Raw genomic sequence first — 17497 nt, forward strand, 5'->3', positions numbered from 1 at the left:
GAGTGAGTAAGATCCCTCAGAGACGATGAGGTTGATAGGTCCGAGGTGGAAGCGTGGTGACACGTGGAGCTGACGGATACTAATAGATCGAGGACTTAACTAATTAATACTGATGGAATGTTGATGTGAAACTCTTATTTAGTTTTTAGGGTACAAATTTACAAAAAACCCTTGCATTTTTTCTTGAAAATGCATATAATATATCTTGTCTCGCAAATTAAGATAAAGACTTTCTGATTATTTATTCACGTCTTATAAATAACAAAGAATGAAACTCTTCAGGTCTGGTAGTATTAGCGGAGAGGACACACCTGTTCCCATGCCGAACACAGCAGTTAAGCTCTCCAGCGCTGATGGTAGTTGGGGCTTTGCCCCTGCAAGAGTAGGACGCCGCCAGGCAAATGATAAAAAGCCAGGATATGATCATTCATATCCTGGCTTTTTATTGTAAGTGAGATTACACAAAACAATGCTTTCTATAGAATTTATAAATAAACATGGGCTCCTATCGCAATACATAAAATTTCACACCAAAATGAATATAGACTTGCATAAATGTTATTTAAATATAAATTAAGAGGCTGGGATCAAGACAATTAATACCAGGATAGAATGTCTAGAATGTACATTTTCAATGGTTGGATCTCGTAGCTGATATAAATGTGATGTAGTAAGGGGAAATATTCAACAGGTTCTCATAACCTTGATCAGTGACAGTTTTAAGCAATTTGGTCAGCATTTGTGTACTCATAACCTTGAGACCATGGCAAGTAAGACTGCGAAAGTGCTGGCTGGATCAGATACTGCATTGGTGATTGTGGTGAAAAAATTCACTATGTCACATTAATATTTCAACTTTAGCAGCGTAAAATGAACGCGTAAACTATGAAGGAATAAGAAAGGCTGAACATAATCTACTTGAGTTGACTTTGAATTAAGGTACGTAGTTAATATAAACTGCGAATTACTTTTAAAAAGTTTGAGCGCCATTATGCCGCTCCGGAAATACACTTTGCGCACCTAGGGCGGCTGATGAGCCTCCTTGCTCTTACGTCGCTGCCTAGTCTCATCTAGGCCTCAGCTCGAGGCTGCTGAAAAACATATTTTGGAAAATTTAATTCCTACTTTATATAGTGAATAACAGGTGAAATGATATGTTACTCTTCACTATAAGGTGAATATTGCATGAAAACTGAGAATTGATTTTTACTTGTTTAAAAAGAGTCTACGTGTATTTCCTTTGCTGTTGACTCGAGTAGAAATCGCTATAGAATATATGTGTGACAGCACTAAACTAGTCCAGGTGAGAGAAAGGTGGTGACTCCTGCGGGAAGTAACAGCTGAAGATCCCGTAGGAAGCGGTTTTGGCTTCCGAGGAAGCGGAAGCGTTGCCCGCGGAAAGCATCTGCTCGGAGCGATCCCGGACGGCGGTTCGAGAGTTTATAGAGATTATTCTAGCAGTTAGTTCGCAGTTTATATCTAATGTGTACAAAAACTTTTATCAATGTTGTCAAGGCAATAATTAAAAACGTTTTGAGATTACCAAGATGGCTGTTTAGCCTTATTCTATAGATGCGAAAGTTGAGTTAAATATCTAATAGCAACAAATAAATCCGAACTAATTCGAATTCTATTTCAAGAATTTTGAATCATAGTTCGGATTTTACTTTGCTTTTGTTCAGGCCACTTCTGCTATTTATTTTCAAACGGGCATCCGATCGTTTAAATGTATTTATTCACTAAACGGGACTATCCTTGCTGATTTGCGGATCCTCATTCCGTTATTTCCTGAAAGATGCCTTTTTTAATAATGTTATGTAATCCTCATTCCGCTATTCACCCTTTTTAATCACAATTTCCGTTGTTTTGGGGTAAATAACGGAACCAGGATCCGTTTCAACCTTCTAGGCCAGCTTTTTTACCAATTTAGCGGAACCACGATCCACTTCATCATTTTGAAATTTATATTCCGGTCCCTTTACCCTCTCGTTTCAGTCACTACGCCTGACAAACAAGAATCGTGTTCCCAAATTTGGCTTTTTGTCGATGGATGCAATAAGGCAGGCAGGAACAATAAATATCAACAGGAAATCCAATACATGTTAAATGAATTCAGAACTCAATACTTTAGCTGTGGAAGCATCACACCGGAATTACATATAAACCGACTAAACTTCAAAATAAGTATTAATTTCTTCTTTTGGTAAATAGTTCCCAATATAAAATGTTCCGAAAATAGCATACTTAGCACTGACTTCATCAAATCGTGTATCATATATAAGCTTTTTGAACTTCAGTGGATCATCACAAAAAAGGGAAACACCCCATTCGTAGTCATCAAAGCCAATTGCCCCTGTAATAATACGTTTAACATCCTCTGTATATGGCTTGCTTGTTGCAATGTGATCGAACATCATACGACCACGTTCTTTTTTTGGCAACGTAAACCAGTTGTTTATTTCTCCACGGAGTTTACTCATAGGATAAAAGCAGATATATTTTGTTTTAGGAATAGTTGGATAAAGTTTTTTCAGCATTGCAGGGTCTTTGTATGGGTCTGTCTCAGGTTTTGTATATGAGCTTTTCTCGATAATTGACACATAGGAATAAACAGGTTGTGTGTAGTGCGCAAGTGCAGTCTTATTAAATTGACTTTCAAGCTTGTCTAAGTCCTTCATGGTTGGACGGAGAACCATAAACATTAGATCAGCCTTTTGCCCAACAATGGAGTATAGAGCATGACTTCCTTCCTGGTTGTCTTCTACAGTTTGCCATCCACTTAACAAATTATTAAACTCATTCAGAGCATTATTTCTTTCATCTTCTGTGGCCTCTTGCCACTTCTCCCAGTTAATTGTTCTAAAATCATGTAGTGTATACCATCCGTCAAATGTTGTTACAGATTCGACCATTTAAAATCACCCCTAAGTTAAATATGCTGTTTATAGTTTAAATAATACGACTGGACTAACAATTTTATTGTGATTAATATCACGCTTTCATCTGCAAATGTGAAGGAATTGTGATTTTAATTAGAAAACTTGACTTATCGCCAAGCCTTAATGGTGAAGTCCTTAGTTGCATTTATGCAGTAAGAAAGTAGTTATACTTTTGTATCTGCTAAATAAAAAAGCGCCCCCCTGAGGGTGCGCTTACTATAATGGTTAGCCCATTCCATTCGGACCAGATTGATGCTGATTACCGCCATTGTTCATTTGTGAAACAAAAGGCATCATTTTTTGCATAGTTTGACCAAAGTTCTGATTGTTCTTAGTCATCGAATAGTAAGTTGCTGCGCCAACACCCAAAGAAGCGAGTAAAGGTATCCACATGTCATTCCTCTGCATTAAAAACCAACCCTTCCTAAGAATATCGCCATACATTAGTAGGATGACACAAAAACTTAAAAACATGTTAGGAATCAAATACCAGTATAGTTACCAGTTTCGAGTGCAGCATTGATACCAGCTAATCTGCCTGTAACTAATGCAGACGTAATATTATAGCCACCAGTGTAGCCATGTATATCCAGTATTTCACCGCAAAAGTAAAGTCCATGCATAATTTTGGATTGCATTGTGTTGGGAACAATTTCTTTAATGGAAACTCCACCGCCCGTTACAAATGCTTTATCCAGGGAGAGTGATCCATTTACATGGAAAGAGAAATGTTTAATATGGTGAACGATTGTTCGAATGACTTCTTTGGAGATGGTTGCCGCTTTTTGCTCCTCACTTACTTGGTGCGCATTAAGAATATAATTAAGGAGTCGCTCGGGAATCATTCCTTTTAAGATATTCTTTATGGACTTTTTGGGATTTTCCTCCATAGCGGTCAAAATGGATTGTACCAGCTTCTCTTCTTTTTCATCAGGTAATACGTCAAGAACCATTTGAACTTCATTTCGTCCTTTCATAAGTTCTTTAACAACAAATTGGGAACATCGTAATACCGCAGGACCTGATATGCCAAAATGGGTAAATATCATGTCCATTTGGTGTGTTATAATCGGCTTATTTTTTTTATTTAATACAGTTAATGCAACATCACGTAAGGATAACCCTTGCAGACTTTTATTTTTAATAAATGGTTCATTTGAAGTAAGTGCAACTTCTGTTGGATATAATTCAGTCACAGTATGCCCGGCCTTTTTAGCCCATGCGTAGCCATCACCAGTCGATCCTGTATGAGGAACAGCTCTGCCACCGACTGCTATAACAAGTGACTTCGTATGTAATTTTGAATCGTCAGCCAAAATAATGGTATGTTCTTTTTCATCATAATGAACAGCTTTAACAGGGGTGCTCATGCGAACCTCAACATGCAGTTCATCCAATTTATTAATTAATGCATTTACTACAGTCTTTGCGGAATTTGATGCAGGAAACATACGACCATGGTCTTCTTCCTTTAAACCAACACCCATTCCTTCAAAAAAGTCGATAATATCGTAATTGTTAAATACGGAGAATGGGCTGAATAGAAATTTACCGTTTCCTGGTATATGTTTAATTACCTCTTCTTCAGGCAGCCGGTTTGTAACATTGCAGCGGCCACCACCAGAAATAGCAAGTTTCGTACCTAATTTTCTACCTTTTTCGATTAACATTGTTTTTGCACCGCTTTCAGCTGCAGCGATTGAGGCCATTAAACCTGATGGACCGCCTCCAATTATTATTACATCATATGACAACTTCCTTCATCCCTTTCGTTACTAGCATAACTCTATTTTGATTTTAATGTAGGAAAAATAGGAATAATGCATTCATTTTACTTTTAAATCAATAGTAATTTGTATTAATAAAAAGTGCAAAAATAATATAATTTTCCGTTTGCCTTAACGATTTATAACGTACATATGAAGTATCTGTGATAAAATACCTTTAAACGTAATTTTTTATAGATGCAGGTGAAATAATGTCGAATATTGTTAGAGGCACTATGTTACTTACTGGTGCGTCATTTTTATCTAAATTTCTCGGGATGATTTATGTCATTCCTTTTAATATGCTTGTCGGCGAAACAGGTGGGACACTCTACGCTTATGCCTACACACCATATAGTATTTTAATTAGTATATCCACAATTGGTGTTCCATTAGCCGTTTCGAAATTCGTTTCTAAATATAATTCGCTGGGTGATTATGAAACCGGAATGCGCATGTTTAAGGCAGGAATAGCCCTTATGGCTGTTACGGGTTTTCTTGGTTTCCTAATTTTGTTCTTCGGCGCTGAACTCATGGCAAGCTTTATCGTTTCCAATGAAGATATTGGTGTGATTGCAATTGCTGATGTGACAATGGTTATTCGAGCTGTCAGTTTTGCCTTATTGATTATTCCGGCAATGAGTATTGTCCGAGGTTTTTTTCAAGGATATGAATCAATGGCGCCAACCGCAGTTTCTCAAGTGGTTGAACAAATCGCTCGAATTATTTTTTTGTTAAGTGCAATGTTTATCGTTATGACTTTAGTTGATTCAATACCTATTGCAGTTGGTTTTGCAACATTTGCGGCTGTAATTGGTGCTTTAGCATCCTGTGTCGTTTTATTCGTGTATTGGCGTAAACGCAAACCAGCTATACAAAAACAGATCCAGCAACAGCGCGTCACTCATGATATACCAAAAAAAGAGCTAGTCAAGGAACTATTCAGTTATGCAGGACCTTTTGTCCTAGTAGGGATTGCAATTCCATTGTACCAGCTGGTTGATCAATTTACCTTTAAGCGTGCGATGATAGCTATCGGGGAAGGGGAGATTTCCGATACTGTCTATTCTGCTATTAATTTGTATGGTCATAAGCTTGTCATCATCCCTGTAACGATTGCTACCGGGTTATCACTAGCTATTTTACCAGCGTTAACAAAGTCCTTTACGAAGGATAATAAACAGCAGTTAAATCAGCAAATAAACCAATCATTACAAATAATATTAGTTCTTGTTGTGCCGGCTGTTGTCGGCCTGTCCATGCTTTCAGATGTAGCATATGGTTCTCTCTATGGAATGAAGCACATTTCTATGACAGGGTCGTTACTGGGCTGGTATGCACCAGTTGCGTTATTATTTGCTTTATTTACGGTAACAGCAGCAATACTGCAGGGAGTCAATCAGCAACGTTTTGCCGTAGTAAGTTTATCTGGTGGGTTATTGGTAAAGGTACTGTTTAATATCCAGCTCATTCATATATTTGAGGCAAAAGGAGCAATCTTTGGGACAGCCCTTGCAGCTGGAACAGCAGTTTTACTGAATATTTGGCGGATCAAATCATCAACCCAATTTTCTTTCAGACAAACAATTAAACGCTTCTTATTGATTTGTATATTTTCCATAATTATGTGTATTACTATATGGATTCTAAAGGCATTATTTGGAACATTTTTAGCATATGAAGAATCCCGTTTGTCAGCCACTATTATGTTAATTTCAGGAGTACTAGCAGGTGGAGGAGTCTATCTATGGTTTGCCTATGAATCAACACTGCTGGAGCGATTATTGGGTAATCGTGTGCGTGTACTGGACAAAATATTTCGTAGGTAAGGAGTTTTATTCGTGCGGCTTGATAAATTATTATCCAACATGGGTTTTGGCAGTCGGAAAGATATAAAGGCAATACTGAAAAAAAAGCATATTACGGTCAATGAGAAAATAGTGAAAGATGGAAGTATGCATGTGGATACAGTATCGGACATAATAAAGGTACAAGGAGAAATAGTTACGTATCAAAAATATATTTATTTGTTGATGAATAAGCCAAATGGGTATGTCTCGGCTACAATAGATGATCGGGACAAAACGGTGATTGATTTGCTGAAGCCAGCCTATCAGCTCTTTAATCCGTTTCCTGTTGGCAGACTTGATAAGGACACAGAAGGCCTGTTGCTAATTACAAATGATGGTGAGCTAGCGCATCAGCTTATTTCTCCAAAAAAAGATGTGGGAAAGACTTATTATGCTAAAATAATGGGACATGTTACAGAAGAAGATATTTTAAAATTTAAAAATGGAATCACGCTTGATGATGGGTATCAGGCCAAGCCAGCTAAATTAAAAATTCTGCATGCTGATGTTCAATCCGAAGTTGAAGTAACTGTTACAGAAGGAAAATTTCATCAGGTGAAACGTATGTTTGAAGCAGTCAATAAAAAAGTTGTTTATCTCAAGCGAGTCAAAATGGGAGAGTTAGAGCTTGATCGGAATCTTATATCAGGGGATGTACGCGAACTAACAAATGATGAACTGGAGTATTGTCTTTCTCAAAAAAAGAACTGACACGTTAATGTCAGTAATACTTTAAGATATTTTTACAGGTTTACTTGTTGTTTTCCATCTGCCACGATTAGGACTACGTACCAAACCATTGTATTCCAAAACGTTCAGGTCACGCTGAACAGTGCGGTCGGTAGTTCCGAATTCTTCAGCCAGTTCCGACGTTGAAACTGTCCCATTATCTCTAATATAAAGGTAGACAGCTTTAACTCTGGTTAGCATCCGGGATGTTGGTTGATTCAAAGAACCACTCCTTAATGAGTTCATTCTCTTGTGGTGTAAGTGAATCTGTATCGTTATCTTTATTTTACACCAAAAATGGAAATATTTTAAATACTTTTTTCTAAAAAGCGAGGAATGGATATGACAAATGAACCACACTATTTTATTGCTATCCCGCTGCAAGAAAGACATAAAGCGCATTTTTTAAAATGGCAGATAAATTTAAAAGAAGAACTTCCCTACAAACAGTGGACTAATAAGGAAGATTTACATATCACATTAAAATTTTTAGGGGCTGTGAATTCCAATACACTTGACCTGCTTTTACAGTCATTAAATGTATTGAAAAAAACAACAGCATTTAAAATTACCACAGAATCAATAGGTTTCTTCGGTAATCCCAAAAAACCACGTGTTTTATGGGCAGGAGTCGAAAAAACAAAATCCTTGGCTGCATTACATGAAGCTGTGGAAGACATTGCAGAAATAGCTGGTTTCCAGAAAGAGAATCGTTCTTTTTCTCCACACATAACACTTGCTAAAAAGTGGAATGGTGGAGAGGGAAGTTTGTCAGGGTTAAAGGAACAGTATGACGAGCGATTGGACCTGGTAGTTAATCAGATTGTCGTTTACCGAATTTTTCCTGCCAGAACACCAAAGTATGAAGTTGTAGCTTCATATGAACTAAAAGGGGAGGTTGATTAAGTGGCTCAACTGATTAAGCTGCAGGATTATATATCCCGGTATGAATGGAACCCGTACCGTTATCCAAGTCAATATATGCGTTTGAAGCAGGATAATTGGAAAAAAATCCAATATCAATCAGAAAATGAAAACACTGTTGAAGCAGAAGAAGAGGGACACGTGGAACAGAACTCAGCTTTTTCAAAATGGAAATCATTTTTTAAAACGGGTAATTGGCATGCTGAAGAGAAAGATTCAGATGAGGAAGAAAATAACCTGCCAAAGACAGAAAAGGATTTAAAGCAGTATTTTTTGGATAAATTATTTCCACTGCAACTGAAATGGGCTACATCAACTGTTACGGACGTTTCCTTCATGGATAAGCGTTTTTATCATGATGACAGGCTTAAGTTTTTTCTGCAACGGTTTCCTGATACGTATTTATTAATGTATTATCCTATTTTTAATATAAAGAACGCGCCTGTTGATGGAGAAATTATCCTGCTTAGCCCTATTGGAATAGAAATAATTTATATAATTGAAGAGGAACCTAAGGCAAAAATAGTAGCGGATGACGAGCGAACATGGATAGTAAAAGATAAAGAAGAACAATCCAAAATATTGAGTCCTATGATTGCTTTAAAGCGTACTGAACAATTGGTTAGAAGTATTTTGAGTATAGAAGATATTGAATTTCCGGTTAATAAAGTTGTATTGTCACGAGTCAATAATATTGAGTTTCATTCTGAGCCATTTAACACGAAAATAATTGGGAAATATAGTTATGAGAAGTGGTTTAAAGAAAAACGAAGCCTTGTGTCGCCTTTGAAAAGCAGTCAGCTAAAAATTGCAGATTTATTATTAAAAAATTGCAGATCTACATTTGTTAAGCGACCAGAGTGGGAAGAAGATACTAATACATTTTCGGTCGGTAAAGAGGATGTGTAAATGTATATTTTCATTGTAAACCCAACTGCAGGGCATGGTGGGGCTAGGAAGGCATATTCAAAGATTGCAAAAACAGAAGAATTTAAACAAATACAAAGTCAGTGCTTTTTCACGGAATACTTCGGACATGCAGAGCAAATTGTTGAACAACTGGCTGCTAATTTTTCAGGAACGATTACCTGTGTAGTTGTTATCGGCGGTGATGGTACATTACATGAGGTATTAAATGGACTACCTGAACCAGTAGTTCCTGTTTCATTTATTCCTGTGGGGTCTGGAAATGATTTTGCAAGGGGAAGCGGTATTAAAGGAAAACCAGTTGATATCTTTAAACGCATTATCCGTCAGAATAGCAGCCCATACTGGCTGGGATGTTATCAGGAAAAAGGGAAAAGCCCACGTAATATAGTCAATAGTATCGGATTTGGATTTGATGCAGAAATAGCAAAAGCTGTGAATAAATCAAGATATAAAAAACTATTAAGTATTTTTTTCTTAGGTAAAATTAGTTATGTAATAGCACTTATACAAGTATTATTCTATTATAAACCAATGAATATAGAGTTAGTTGCAGATGGTAAAAAATACAAGCTTTCAAATTGCTGGATGGTAACGATTGCGCATCATCCGTTTTATGGAGGAGGTATGAAAATCATACCGAATGCCAAGGTCCAAGCAGGCATTTTCCCTGTTCTTCTCATTCATGCAATATCAAAATGGAAGGTACTAGGGCTTTTTATGACAGTATTTAGCGGGAAGCATGTGAACTTCAAAGAGCTAGAGCTTTTCGAAGCAACTCGTATTGAAATTAGTTCAGAGAAGAGCATTCCTTATCAGGTAGATGGGCAGACAGGTGAATGCTACTCCTGTGTTATAACGAAGCATCAAGAGGCTATTAAGATTGTTGGAGCATAAATTTTGCTTGAAATTAATCAGAAATTCCTATAATCTATTCTCATGTCTCTTTTTTTAAGAAAGTATAAATACTCTTTTACAAATGGGCAAAAGTGAAAAATACTTTCTAATAATCCAACGATAAGTTAGTTTGCAAAAGATTAAATAATAAAAGATGCTAATATATAGATGATTTGAGGTATGTACGGTGAATTGGCTTGAACAAGCACTAGGAAAAGAATGGAATGTTACCTCAGCCGGCGGGTTGACTGGTGATGCCTATATAGCAGAAAATAACAATCGGCGCCTGTTTCTAAAGCGAAACTCTTCTCCGTTCCTGGCAGTTTTATCTGCAGAGGGAATTGTCCCTAAGCTTGTTTGGACAAAACGGATGAAAAATGGTGATGTCGTCACTGCCCAGGAGTGGCTTGATGGAAGAGAACTTAAACCATTGGAAATGCAACATCACCAGGTAGCTTCTTTGATCCGTAAAATACACAACTCTTCTGAATTGTTGCATATGCTTATGCGGATGGGTAAAAAAGCCGTCACACCAGATGAACGATTTGCCGAAATAAAGGAACAGGTAAAAGCGAATGGTCTGATGCAACAACATAATGAAATTCGTAATGCAATTGATTACCTTGGACAATTACTCCCGGTAACACGTGGTCAACAACAGGTAGTTTGTCATTGCGATTTGAATCATAATAATATTTTACTAACAAATAAGGGACAGCTTTATCTGGTTGACTGGGATAATGCAATGATAGCTGATCCCGCAATGGACTTTGGATTTGTATTAAAATGGTATATACCGCAAGAGGACTGGAACGAGTGGCTTCATCATTACGGTATAACAAAAAATGAGCAGTTAATTGAACGTATCTATTGGTATTTAATGATAGATGCACTTTCCTATTTATGCTGGCATAATGAACGAAATGAAATGAATAAAGCTTATAGCAGATTAAAGGACTTAAGTAACTTAAATTATCATGTAAAGTCCGTTATTCTGAACTAGTCTGCTGGATAGCACTTACCCAGGTCTCAATGTTTTCCTGATTTGTAGTAATGTGTTCCGCATCATTTTGTGCAATTTCACCTTGCCGGCCGTAATTATATATTTCTGGCAATAATTGAAGTAGCTGTTCATTAGAGATACTGTTGTTTGCCATCATGGCTTGGACTAGTCTTTTTATTTGCTGATATTCTGAAATTTCACCACAGCAATCCTCTGTTTGTTCGCTTAAAATATCTTGCAGTAACCTTAATTGATTATGAACGGTTAGTGTCAATCGAAATCACCTCAATTTATAGTGTTAACCAATAATTTTTATTCTATGCTAAAATATCTAGAAAGCGTGGTGCTAATGGTGCGTCAACGTAATAAGCCATGGGCAGATGATTTCCTGAAAGAAAATAGTCATTTTGTAATTCCTGATCCATCAGAAAAAAAGAATAAGTGGCGTGAAGTTTTCGGTAATAACAATCCGATTCATTTGGAGATAGGTACTGGTAAAGGCCAATTTTTAGCAGGAATGGCTAAGCAATTTCCTGAAGTCAATTTTATAGGAATTGAGGTTGCAAAGAGTATCGCTGTAACTGCAGCCCAGAAATTAATGCAATCAGACCATGATAATATTTTACTGATAAACGAGAATGCAGAAAAGTTAAGGGAGATTTTTGCAGAAAATGAGATTTCTTCCATATATTTAAATTTTTCAGATCCATGGCCAAAAAATCGGCATGAGAAGAGACGGTTAACTTTCCGTATGTTCTTAGAACAATATAAGGATGTTCTGCAGCCCAGTGGTGAACTTATACTAAAGACCGATAATCGAGGGTTATTTGAATACTCGCTTATTAGTTTCTCCGAGTTTGGTATGGACCTGAAAGAAGTAAATTTGGATCTTCATAAAGCGGAGGATCCTGAAAACGTCATGACAGAATACGAAGCTAAATTTTCGGCTAAAGGACAAGTAATCTACCGATGCCGAGCCCGATTTTCTTAGAACTCTTCAAAGGGTTCTTTTTTTTAGTAGTTGAATCAAAAAAAGCAGTAATCCAAATGTGCTTGGCCTGTTAATTTCCACTGCGTACAGACGCTTTCCGCTGCAATGGCTTTAGCCTCCTCGTGAGGTTTCAAGGCTCATGCTATTCTCGCAAGAATCGCCCTCGTATTGAAAATCAACGAAAGTAGTATTTTGGACGGTAAAACGGTAGTTCATAAAATTGTCCGGCTAAATGATGAATTTAAGTATTTATGAAATTAACTCAGTTAAGTAATTAACCCAACTTTCGAAGCGTAAAATGAACGCATAAAATTTCCGGAGCGGCAAAATGACGCTCAAACTTTTTAAAAAGTAATTCGCAGTTTCTATCTTATGGGTACAAAAAAAGGTAACAATTAAAAACGTTCCGAGATTATCAAGATAGCTGTTTAAGCTTATTCTATAGATGCGAAATTTAAGTAACTTTTATTTCATCAGTGCGACTATGGTTTAACGATAAACCTTAATTTTCTAAATTATTTGCACGAAATATATTCTTTAGCTACACTAATAATTAGGTAGAAGGAGGCTGAATAATGGAAACACTTCAAATTGGACGAGCAAAACTGACTTGGCTAAATGGCGGCGTGAACTTCCTGGATGGAGGTGCTATGTTTGGTGTTGTTCCAAAGGCATTGTGGAGTAAGAAATATCCACCAAATGAAAAAAACCAAATAGAATTGAGAACGGATCCGATATTGCTTCAAGTAGATGGAAAGAACTACTTAATAGATTCTGGTATGGGAAATGGAAAATTAACGGATAAACAATTACGTAATTTTGGAGTTCTGGAGCAATCATCTATCGATCAATCACTCGCGGAACTGGGGTTAACAGTTAAGGATATTGATGCAATGTTAATGACGCACTTACATTTTGATCACGCATGTGGACTAACCAGAAAAGCAGATGATACATATCATCCTGTATTTGAAAACGCGACTATTCATGTGTCGGCAGTGGAATGGAATGAAATGCGAAACCCAAATATCCGGTCTATAAATACATATTGGGAAGAAAATTGGAAACCAATCCAGGACCAAGTACAGCCGTTTGAAAATGAAATTTCGATAGCTGACGGGCTGAAGATGATTCATACAGGTGGACATAGTGATGGACATTGTATTTTGGTTTTTGAGGATGGTGATGAGGTATTTATTCATATGGCTGACATAATGCCAACCCATGCGCATCAGAATAAATTATGGGCTCTTGCATATGATGATTACCCGGTAACTTCAGTACATCAGAAAGAAAGATGGATGGAATTTGGTTATCAGAAAAAAGCGTGGTATACGTTTTATCATGATGCTTATTTACGTGCAATTAGGTTTGATGAATCAGGAAAAAGAATTGATGAAATTGAACGGACGCGATATGACTATAAATAAGGCTGTTTTCTAATTAACACTTACCTTAAAGGATGGAAGTAAATCACAATAGTGTTACGTCACAGTTTATATCAACTGTGGTGGTTAAAGAGTTACAAAATTTAAGAGCCATAAATAATTATAAAAAGGCCATCTGTCAGAAGATGGCTTTTTTATTTATTATGATGTTTGCACGGCGCCAATTACAGCACCTGTTTCTACATCTACATAAAATTCATATTGTTTATTTTCACTATCAATGTTTCGGGTAACCCCACCACGGTAGGCATTATACAATAGACCGTTTTTCTCGACTTCCTCTGGTTTCATATAAATCCATGAGCCACTTATAGGACCCTGTTTTTTAAATGTTTCTTTTGCTTGTTTCAAGGCTTTCTCAGGGGTTATCTTCTGGTATTGGTCAACTTGCTGTTTTGCGAGATATCCTACTGCAACACCCAAACCTGCTGCAAGAGCTGCTTTTTTTACATTCATTTTATCTTCACCTCTTAAAATAAATTTCTTTAGTAATTGGAGTCTAATTTAATAATAAGTATAACTTAAATAAATTAAAATAGAAACTAATACACAAATCTAGTTGATTGGTGGAAAGAAGGAGTCGTTTTCCGTTATACTTATTTTAAAACATTACATAAAAAATAAATTCAGATGGAGGAATACAGATGAATCAGGAAACAACAGAATTATTTAGAACACTCACAGAATTACAGGGAGCCCCTGGTAATGAGCACTTAGTCCGTAAGTTTATGAAAGAAGAGCTCGGAAAATATTCTGATGAAATAATCCAGGATAATCTGGGTGGTGTTTTTGGAGTGAAAAACGGTGATGGCCCTCGTGTTATGGTAGCAGGCCACATGGACGAAGTTGGTTTTATGGTCACACAAGTTACCAAGAATGGTATGATTCGCTTTCAAACGCTTGGTGGCTGGTGGAGTCAGGTGCTATTAGCCCAACGTGTTCAGGTTATGACAGAGAGTGGACCTGTAACTGGCGTTATTGGATCAACCCCTCCTCACAATTTAACGCCGGATCAACGGAAAAAACCAATGGAGATCAGTAACATGCTTATCGATATTGGTGCAGATGACCAAGAGGATGCTGAAAAAATCGGCATTAAACCTGGACAGCCTATTGTACCAATTTGCCCATTTACACCTATGGCCAATGAAAAAAAAATCCTTGCTAAGGCGTGGGATAACCGTTATGGCTGTGGTCTTTCTGTTGAATTACTAAAAGAACTAAAAGATGAGAAACTTCCGAATCAATTGTTCTCGGGTGCAACTGTCCAGGAAGAAGTAGGTCTGCGTGGTGCACAGGTAGCAGCAAATATGATTAAGCCAGACATTTTTTATGCGCTTGATGCATCACCAGCTAATGATATGTCAGGTGATGATAAAGAATTTGGTCAATTGGGCAAAGGTGCTTTGCTTCGCATATTTGACCGTACCATGATAACCCATCGTGGTATGCGGGAATTTATTTTGGATACAGCAGAATCTAATAATATTCCTTACCAGTATTTCGTTTCTCAAGGTGGAACTGATGCAGGCCGTGTTCATTTATCAAATGACGGTGTACCATCGGCAGTTGTTGGAATTTGCTCCCGCTATATTCATACATCCGCTTCCATGATCCATGTGGATGATTATCAGGCCGCAAAAGAGTTAATTGTCAAACTCGTTAAAGATACTGATAAGAATACAGTAGAGACAATCCAAAAAGCTAATTAATTTTTAATAAGGGATCTGCTGTCACATTTGATTGCAGATTCTATTTTGGAAAATCGTGAGGTGTTATAAATGGAAGTGGTTATTGGATCAAAGAATCCTACAAAGATCAAGGCAGTTAAGGAAATCTTTTTAACGGAAATCGTTACTGGGCAGGATGTACCTTCAAAGGTTAGCGCGCAGCCACTCTCGGACTCTGAAACAAGGGAGGGTGCTATAAATCGTGCAATGCAATGCTTGGAAACTACTGCGTGCGATATTGGAATTGGTTTAGAAGGTGGTGTTATGCAAGTATCTGATCACCTTTATTTATGTAATTGGGGGGCATTAGTAACAAGGGAAAATGAGGTTTTTACAGCAAGTGGTGCTCGGGTATTATTGCCCGGGGAATTTAATGACATGCTTCAGGGTGGTGCTGAACTTGGAGATATAATGGACGCATACGCCAAGCGCAAAGATGTCCGAAAAAATGAAGGTGCGATCGGTATATTTACAAATGAACATATCTCCCGAAAAGAAATGTTTGTTCATGTTGTTAAGTTATTATACGGCCAATGGGAATACGCGATGAAAAAATAATGTCCGCGAAAGCGCCATGTCCCATCCAACCAGCAGTACATTTGTGAAATGAAAATGGAGCACCGAATTGCTCTGCAATTCAATGCTCCATATGGTTTTAACTTAGTAATTACTAATCCTACTCATAAATATATTGGAGTACTTCCAAAGCTTGGTCGACTGTCTCGACAGTTACGTTGGCCTTGTTGGAAAGTTCTTTTAATGGATGCACTAGGGATTCCGGCCTAATAATTATTGTTGGTTTGCCCATTGATATTGCTGCACTCGCATCCATCGCTGTATTCCATTGTTTATACTTTTCACCAAACAATGCGATAACAACATCAGATTTATTCAACAAAACCTGTGTTCGGAAATTGTTAATACTTGATGCTGCATCATCTGTATGAATTTTTGCTGGTTGCTTACCAATTATGTCTTCCCCCACATTGTCTGAACGTTCATGATTTGTTTGTGGTCCAACAAATGTAAGTGGAAGATTATTTTCCTTAGCTTTTAATTTTACTGTTTCGCGCCAGTCATCGTGAATCTGACCTGCTAAGTATACAGTTAGATCCATTATTATCCCTCCAAATCTATTTATTACCTCAATACTATATTATCTGTTTTTTTAGACAACGCAAATAAAGTGCTTACTGGAAAATAATTACCTTGAAATTTAATAAATTCGTAGTATTATAAAAAGAGGTAAAAAGTACTAGATCCAGGGGGAAAAACATTGCGAAAATTAATATGGAATATCACAATAGTTACTTTACTCTTCCTTGTCGCGCTAACTGGGTGCAGTATGCAAACAGAAGAAGAGGCAATTAAGGATGCCAAGGAATCTGCCAAAAAAATATTCAATTCGGATGAAAAAATTGAAACGAACCATAAACTGGATTCATTTTCAATGTATTTACCAAATAGTCTGGAAGTAGAAGAAAAAGATAAAAGTAACGTTATTTTAAAAGATGGTGACCAAACATACATTGTTTTTTATAATAATCTGGAGGACCCACTAAGTAAGCTAAGCTATAAATCGGCAGCATCAAAAAGTGGTGAAGCATTGCTTTTGGAAACATTTGAAGATCAGAATAAGTTCGGCTATATTCGAATACTTCCTCATAGTGAAGACGATTATGAATTACAAATAGGTGTCGGTGGTGCGAAAATTACCACTTATACCTCCAGGGGAGATTTAAGCAATGATTCAGAAGAACTTATGAAAATCGCTGAATCCATAGCAGTTCAGCAGACAAGCACTGTTCAAAAATAGGATCTGGACAATAAAAAGAGTCAGCCAAATGAAATATTTCATTGACTGACTCTTTTCTTTAAGCAAAAGTTATACATCATTAAATACAGAGTGGGAATTTCAGTCAAGTTAATTGAATCACAGTAGAAACAAAGATATGATAAGAATGGAGGCTGATAACTATGAAAACATTAGAAACGATTAGTGAATTTAATGATCTAATAAATAAAGAGAATATTATTGCACTATTTTCTGCTGATTGGTGTCCGGACTGCCGGGTAATTGAACCAGTCCTGCCAGAAATTGAACAGGATTTTCCGGAATATACATTTATTCTGGTTGATCGAGACCAGTTTATTGAGATTTGCCAGCAATATGATGTTTTTGGAATACCAAGTTTTATTGCGTTTAAAGATGGTAAAGAATCTGGTAGATTTGTTAGTAAAGACCGTAAAACAAAGGACGAAATTCTTGAGTTTATCAAAGGATTATAAGGTT

19 protein-coding genes and 2 rRNA genes are annotated in these 17497 nt (G+C 36.9%); 14 read left to right on the forward strand and 7 right to left on the reverse strand.

Annotated elements, in window-relative coordinates; genetic code table 11:
- Together ACTWQM_RS14465 and rrf are read left to right on the forward strand one after the other, a co-directional pair.
- Positions 1 to 103: ribosomal RNA gene (locus ACTWQM_RS14465) — 23S ribosomal RNA — on the forward strand; the annotation flags it as partial.
- Positions 104 to 283: 180 nt separating this feature from the next.
- A 5S ribosomal RNA gene (rrf, locus tag ACTWQM_RS14470) occupies positions 284 to 399 on the forward strand.
- A gap of 1769 nt (positions 400 to 2168) precedes the next feature.
- Here the strand turns inward: rrf and hemQ are convergent.
- From hemQ to ACTWQM_RS14485, 3 genes are all read right to left on the reverse strand, one after another.
- Positions 2169 to 2912 carry a hydrogen peroxide-dependent heme synthase gene (gene hemQ, locus ACTWQM_RS14475; RefSeq protein WP_443258877.1) on the reverse strand — a complete coding sequence of 248 codons (744 nt, stop codon included), beginning with the start codon at positions 2910 to 2912 and terminating at the stop codon, positions 2169 to 2171.
- A gap of 252 nt (positions 2913 to 3164) precedes the next feature.
- Positions 3165 to 3347: a hypothetical protein gene (locus ACTWQM_RS14480; protein WP_443258878.1), complete on the reverse strand. Its 183-nt coding sequence runs from the start codon at positions 3345 to 3347 to the stop codon at positions 3165 to 3167.
- Positions 3348 to 3421: 74 nt separating this feature from the next.
- Entirely contained in the window at positions 3422 to 4693 is a 1272-nt protein-coding gene (locus ACTWQM_RS14485; protein WP_443258879.1) for an NAD(P)/FAD-dependent oxidoreductase, read from the reverse strand.
- A gap of 224 nt (positions 4694 to 4917) precedes the next feature.
- On the opposite strand from ACTWQM_RS14485, the gene ACTWQM_RS14490 reads away from it, so the two are divergent.
- Positions 4918 to 6534: a putative polysaccharide biosynthesis protein gene (locus tag ACTWQM_RS14490; RefSeq protein WP_443258880.1), complete on the forward strand. Its 1617-nt coding sequence runs from the start codon at positions 4918 to 4920 to the stop codon at positions 6532 to 6534.
- A 12-nt stretch (positions 6535 to 6546) separates the two neighbouring features.
- Positions 6547 to 7266, forward strand: a complete 720-nt coding sequence (locus ACTWQM_RS14495) for a pseudouridine synthase (protein WP_443258881.1) — start codon at positions 6547 to 6549, stop codon at positions 7264 to 7266.
- Between the two features lie 21 nt (positions 7267 to 7287).
- Here ACTWQM_RS14495 and ACTWQM_RS14500 read toward each other — a convergent pair whose 3' ends face one another.
- Entirely contained in the window at positions 7288 to 7506 is a 219-nt protein-coding gene (locus ACTWQM_RS14500; RefSeq protein ID WP_443258882.1) for a DeoR family transcriptional regulator, read from the reverse strand.
- Between the two features lie 120 nt (positions 7507 to 7626).
- On the opposite strand from ACTWQM_RS14500, the gene thpR reads away from it, so the two are divergent.
- The 4 genes from thpR (at position 7627) to ACTWQM_RS14520 (ending at position 11035) form a co-directional block, all read left to right on the forward strand.
- Positions 7627 to 8190 carry an RNA 2',3'-cyclic phosphodiesterase gene (thpR, locus tag ACTWQM_RS14505; RefSeq protein WP_443258883.1) on the forward strand — a complete coding sequence of 188 codons (564 nt, stop codon included), beginning with the start codon at positions 7627 to 7629 and terminating at the stop codon, positions 8188 to 8190.
- The gene (locus ACTWQM_RS14510; RefSeq protein WP_443258884.1) at positions 8191 to 9117 is read left to right on the forward strand and encodes an NERD domain-containing protein; all 927 of its coding nucleotides are present in this window, start codon (positions 8191 to 8193) and stop codon (positions 9115 to 9117) included.
- The gene (locus tag ACTWQM_RS14515; protein WP_443258885.1) at positions 9118 to 10032 is read left to right on the forward strand and encodes a diacylglycerol/lipid kinase family protein; all 915 of its coding nucleotides are present in this window, start codon (positions 9118 to 9120) and stop codon (positions 10030 to 10032) included. It begins immediately after the preceding gene.
- 187 nt (positions 10033 to 10219) lie between these two features.
- Positions 10220 to 11035, forward strand: coding sequence for a phosphotransferase (locus tag ACTWQM_RS14520; RefSeq protein ID WP_443258886.1), 816 nt, complete (start codon positions 10220 to 10222; stop codon positions 11033 to 11035).
- Here the strand turns inward: ACTWQM_RS14520 and ACTWQM_RS14525 are convergent.
- Positions 11022 to 11309, reverse strand: coding sequence for a YtzH-like family protein (locus ACTWQM_RS14525; RefSeq protein WP_443258887.1), 288 nt, complete (start codon positions 11307 to 11309; stop codon positions 11022 to 11024). The genes ACTWQM_RS14520 and ACTWQM_RS14525 overlap by 14 nt on opposite strands.
- Before the next feature lie 78 nt (positions 11310 to 11387).
- Here ACTWQM_RS14525 and trmB point away from each other — a divergent pair, with 78 nt between their 5' ends.
- Positions 11388 to 12026 (forward strand): tRNA (guanosine(46)-N7)-methyltransferase TrmB, encoded by a 639-nt coding sequence (gene trmB / locus ACTWQM_RS14530; RefSeq protein WP_443259073.1) that lies wholly within the window; start codon positions 11388 to 11390, stop codon positions 12024 to 12026.
- A gap of 575 nt (positions 12027 to 12601) precedes the next feature.
- Positions 12602 to 13456 carry a YtnP family quorum-quenching lactonase gene (locus tag ACTWQM_RS14535; RefSeq protein WP_443258888.1) on the forward strand — a complete coding sequence of 285 codons (855 nt, stop codon included), beginning with the start codon at positions 12602 to 12604 and terminating at the stop codon, positions 13454 to 13456.
- Positions 13457 to 13615: 159 nt separating this feature from the next.
- On the opposite strand, the gene ACTWQM_RS14540 is transcribed toward ACTWQM_RS14535, so the two are convergent.
- Positions 13616 to 13930: a PepSY domain-containing protein gene (locus tag ACTWQM_RS14540; RefSeq protein WP_443258889.1), complete on the reverse strand. Its 315-nt coding sequence runs from the start codon at positions 13928 to 13930 to the stop codon at positions 13616 to 13618.
- Between the two features lie 188 nt (positions 13931 to 14118).
- Between ACTWQM_RS14540 and ACTWQM_RS14545 the strand changes: the two genes are divergently transcribed.
- Entirely contained in the window at positions 14119 to 15186 is a 1068-nt protein-coding gene (locus ACTWQM_RS14545; protein ID WP_443258890.1) for a M42 family metallopeptidase, read from the forward strand.
- Positions 15187 to 15255: 69 nt separating this feature from the next.
- A complete protein-coding gene (locus ACTWQM_RS14550; RefSeq protein WP_443258891.1) occupies positions 15256 to 15762 on the forward strand; it encodes a DUF84 family protein in 507 nt (168 codons plus the stop codon).
- Between the two features lie 118 nt (positions 15763 to 15880).
- On the opposite strand, the gene ACTWQM_RS14555 is transcribed toward ACTWQM_RS14550, so the two are convergent.
- Positions 15881 to 16321 (reverse strand): YtoQ family protein, encoded by a 441-nt coding sequence (locus ACTWQM_RS14555; RefSeq protein WP_443258892.1) that lies wholly within the window; start codon positions 16319 to 16321, stop codon positions 15881 to 15883.
- A gap of 159 nt (positions 16322 to 16480) precedes the next feature.
- Here ACTWQM_RS14555 and ACTWQM_RS14560 point away from each other — a divergent pair, with 159 nt between their 5' ends.
- Both ACTWQM_RS14560 and ACTWQM_RS14565 read left to right on the forward strand, forming a co-directional pair.
- Positions 16481 to 17020, forward strand: a complete 540-nt coding sequence (locus ACTWQM_RS14560; protein WP_443258893.1) for a hypothetical protein — start codon at positions 16481 to 16483, stop codon at positions 17018 to 17020.
- A 161-nt stretch (positions 17021 to 17181) separates the two neighbouring features.
- Positions 17182 to 17493 (forward strand): thioredoxin family protein, encoded by a 312-nt coding sequence (locus ACTWQM_RS14565; protein WP_443258894.1) that lies wholly within the window; start codon positions 17182 to 17184, stop codon positions 17491 to 17493.
- Positions 17494 to 17497: the final 4 nt, after the last annotated feature.

This window comes from Virgibacillus sp. L01, from assembly GCF_052246775.1.
Taxonomy (GTDB): domain Bacteria; phylum Bacillota; class Bacilli; order Bacillales; family Amphibacillaceae; genus Lentibacillus.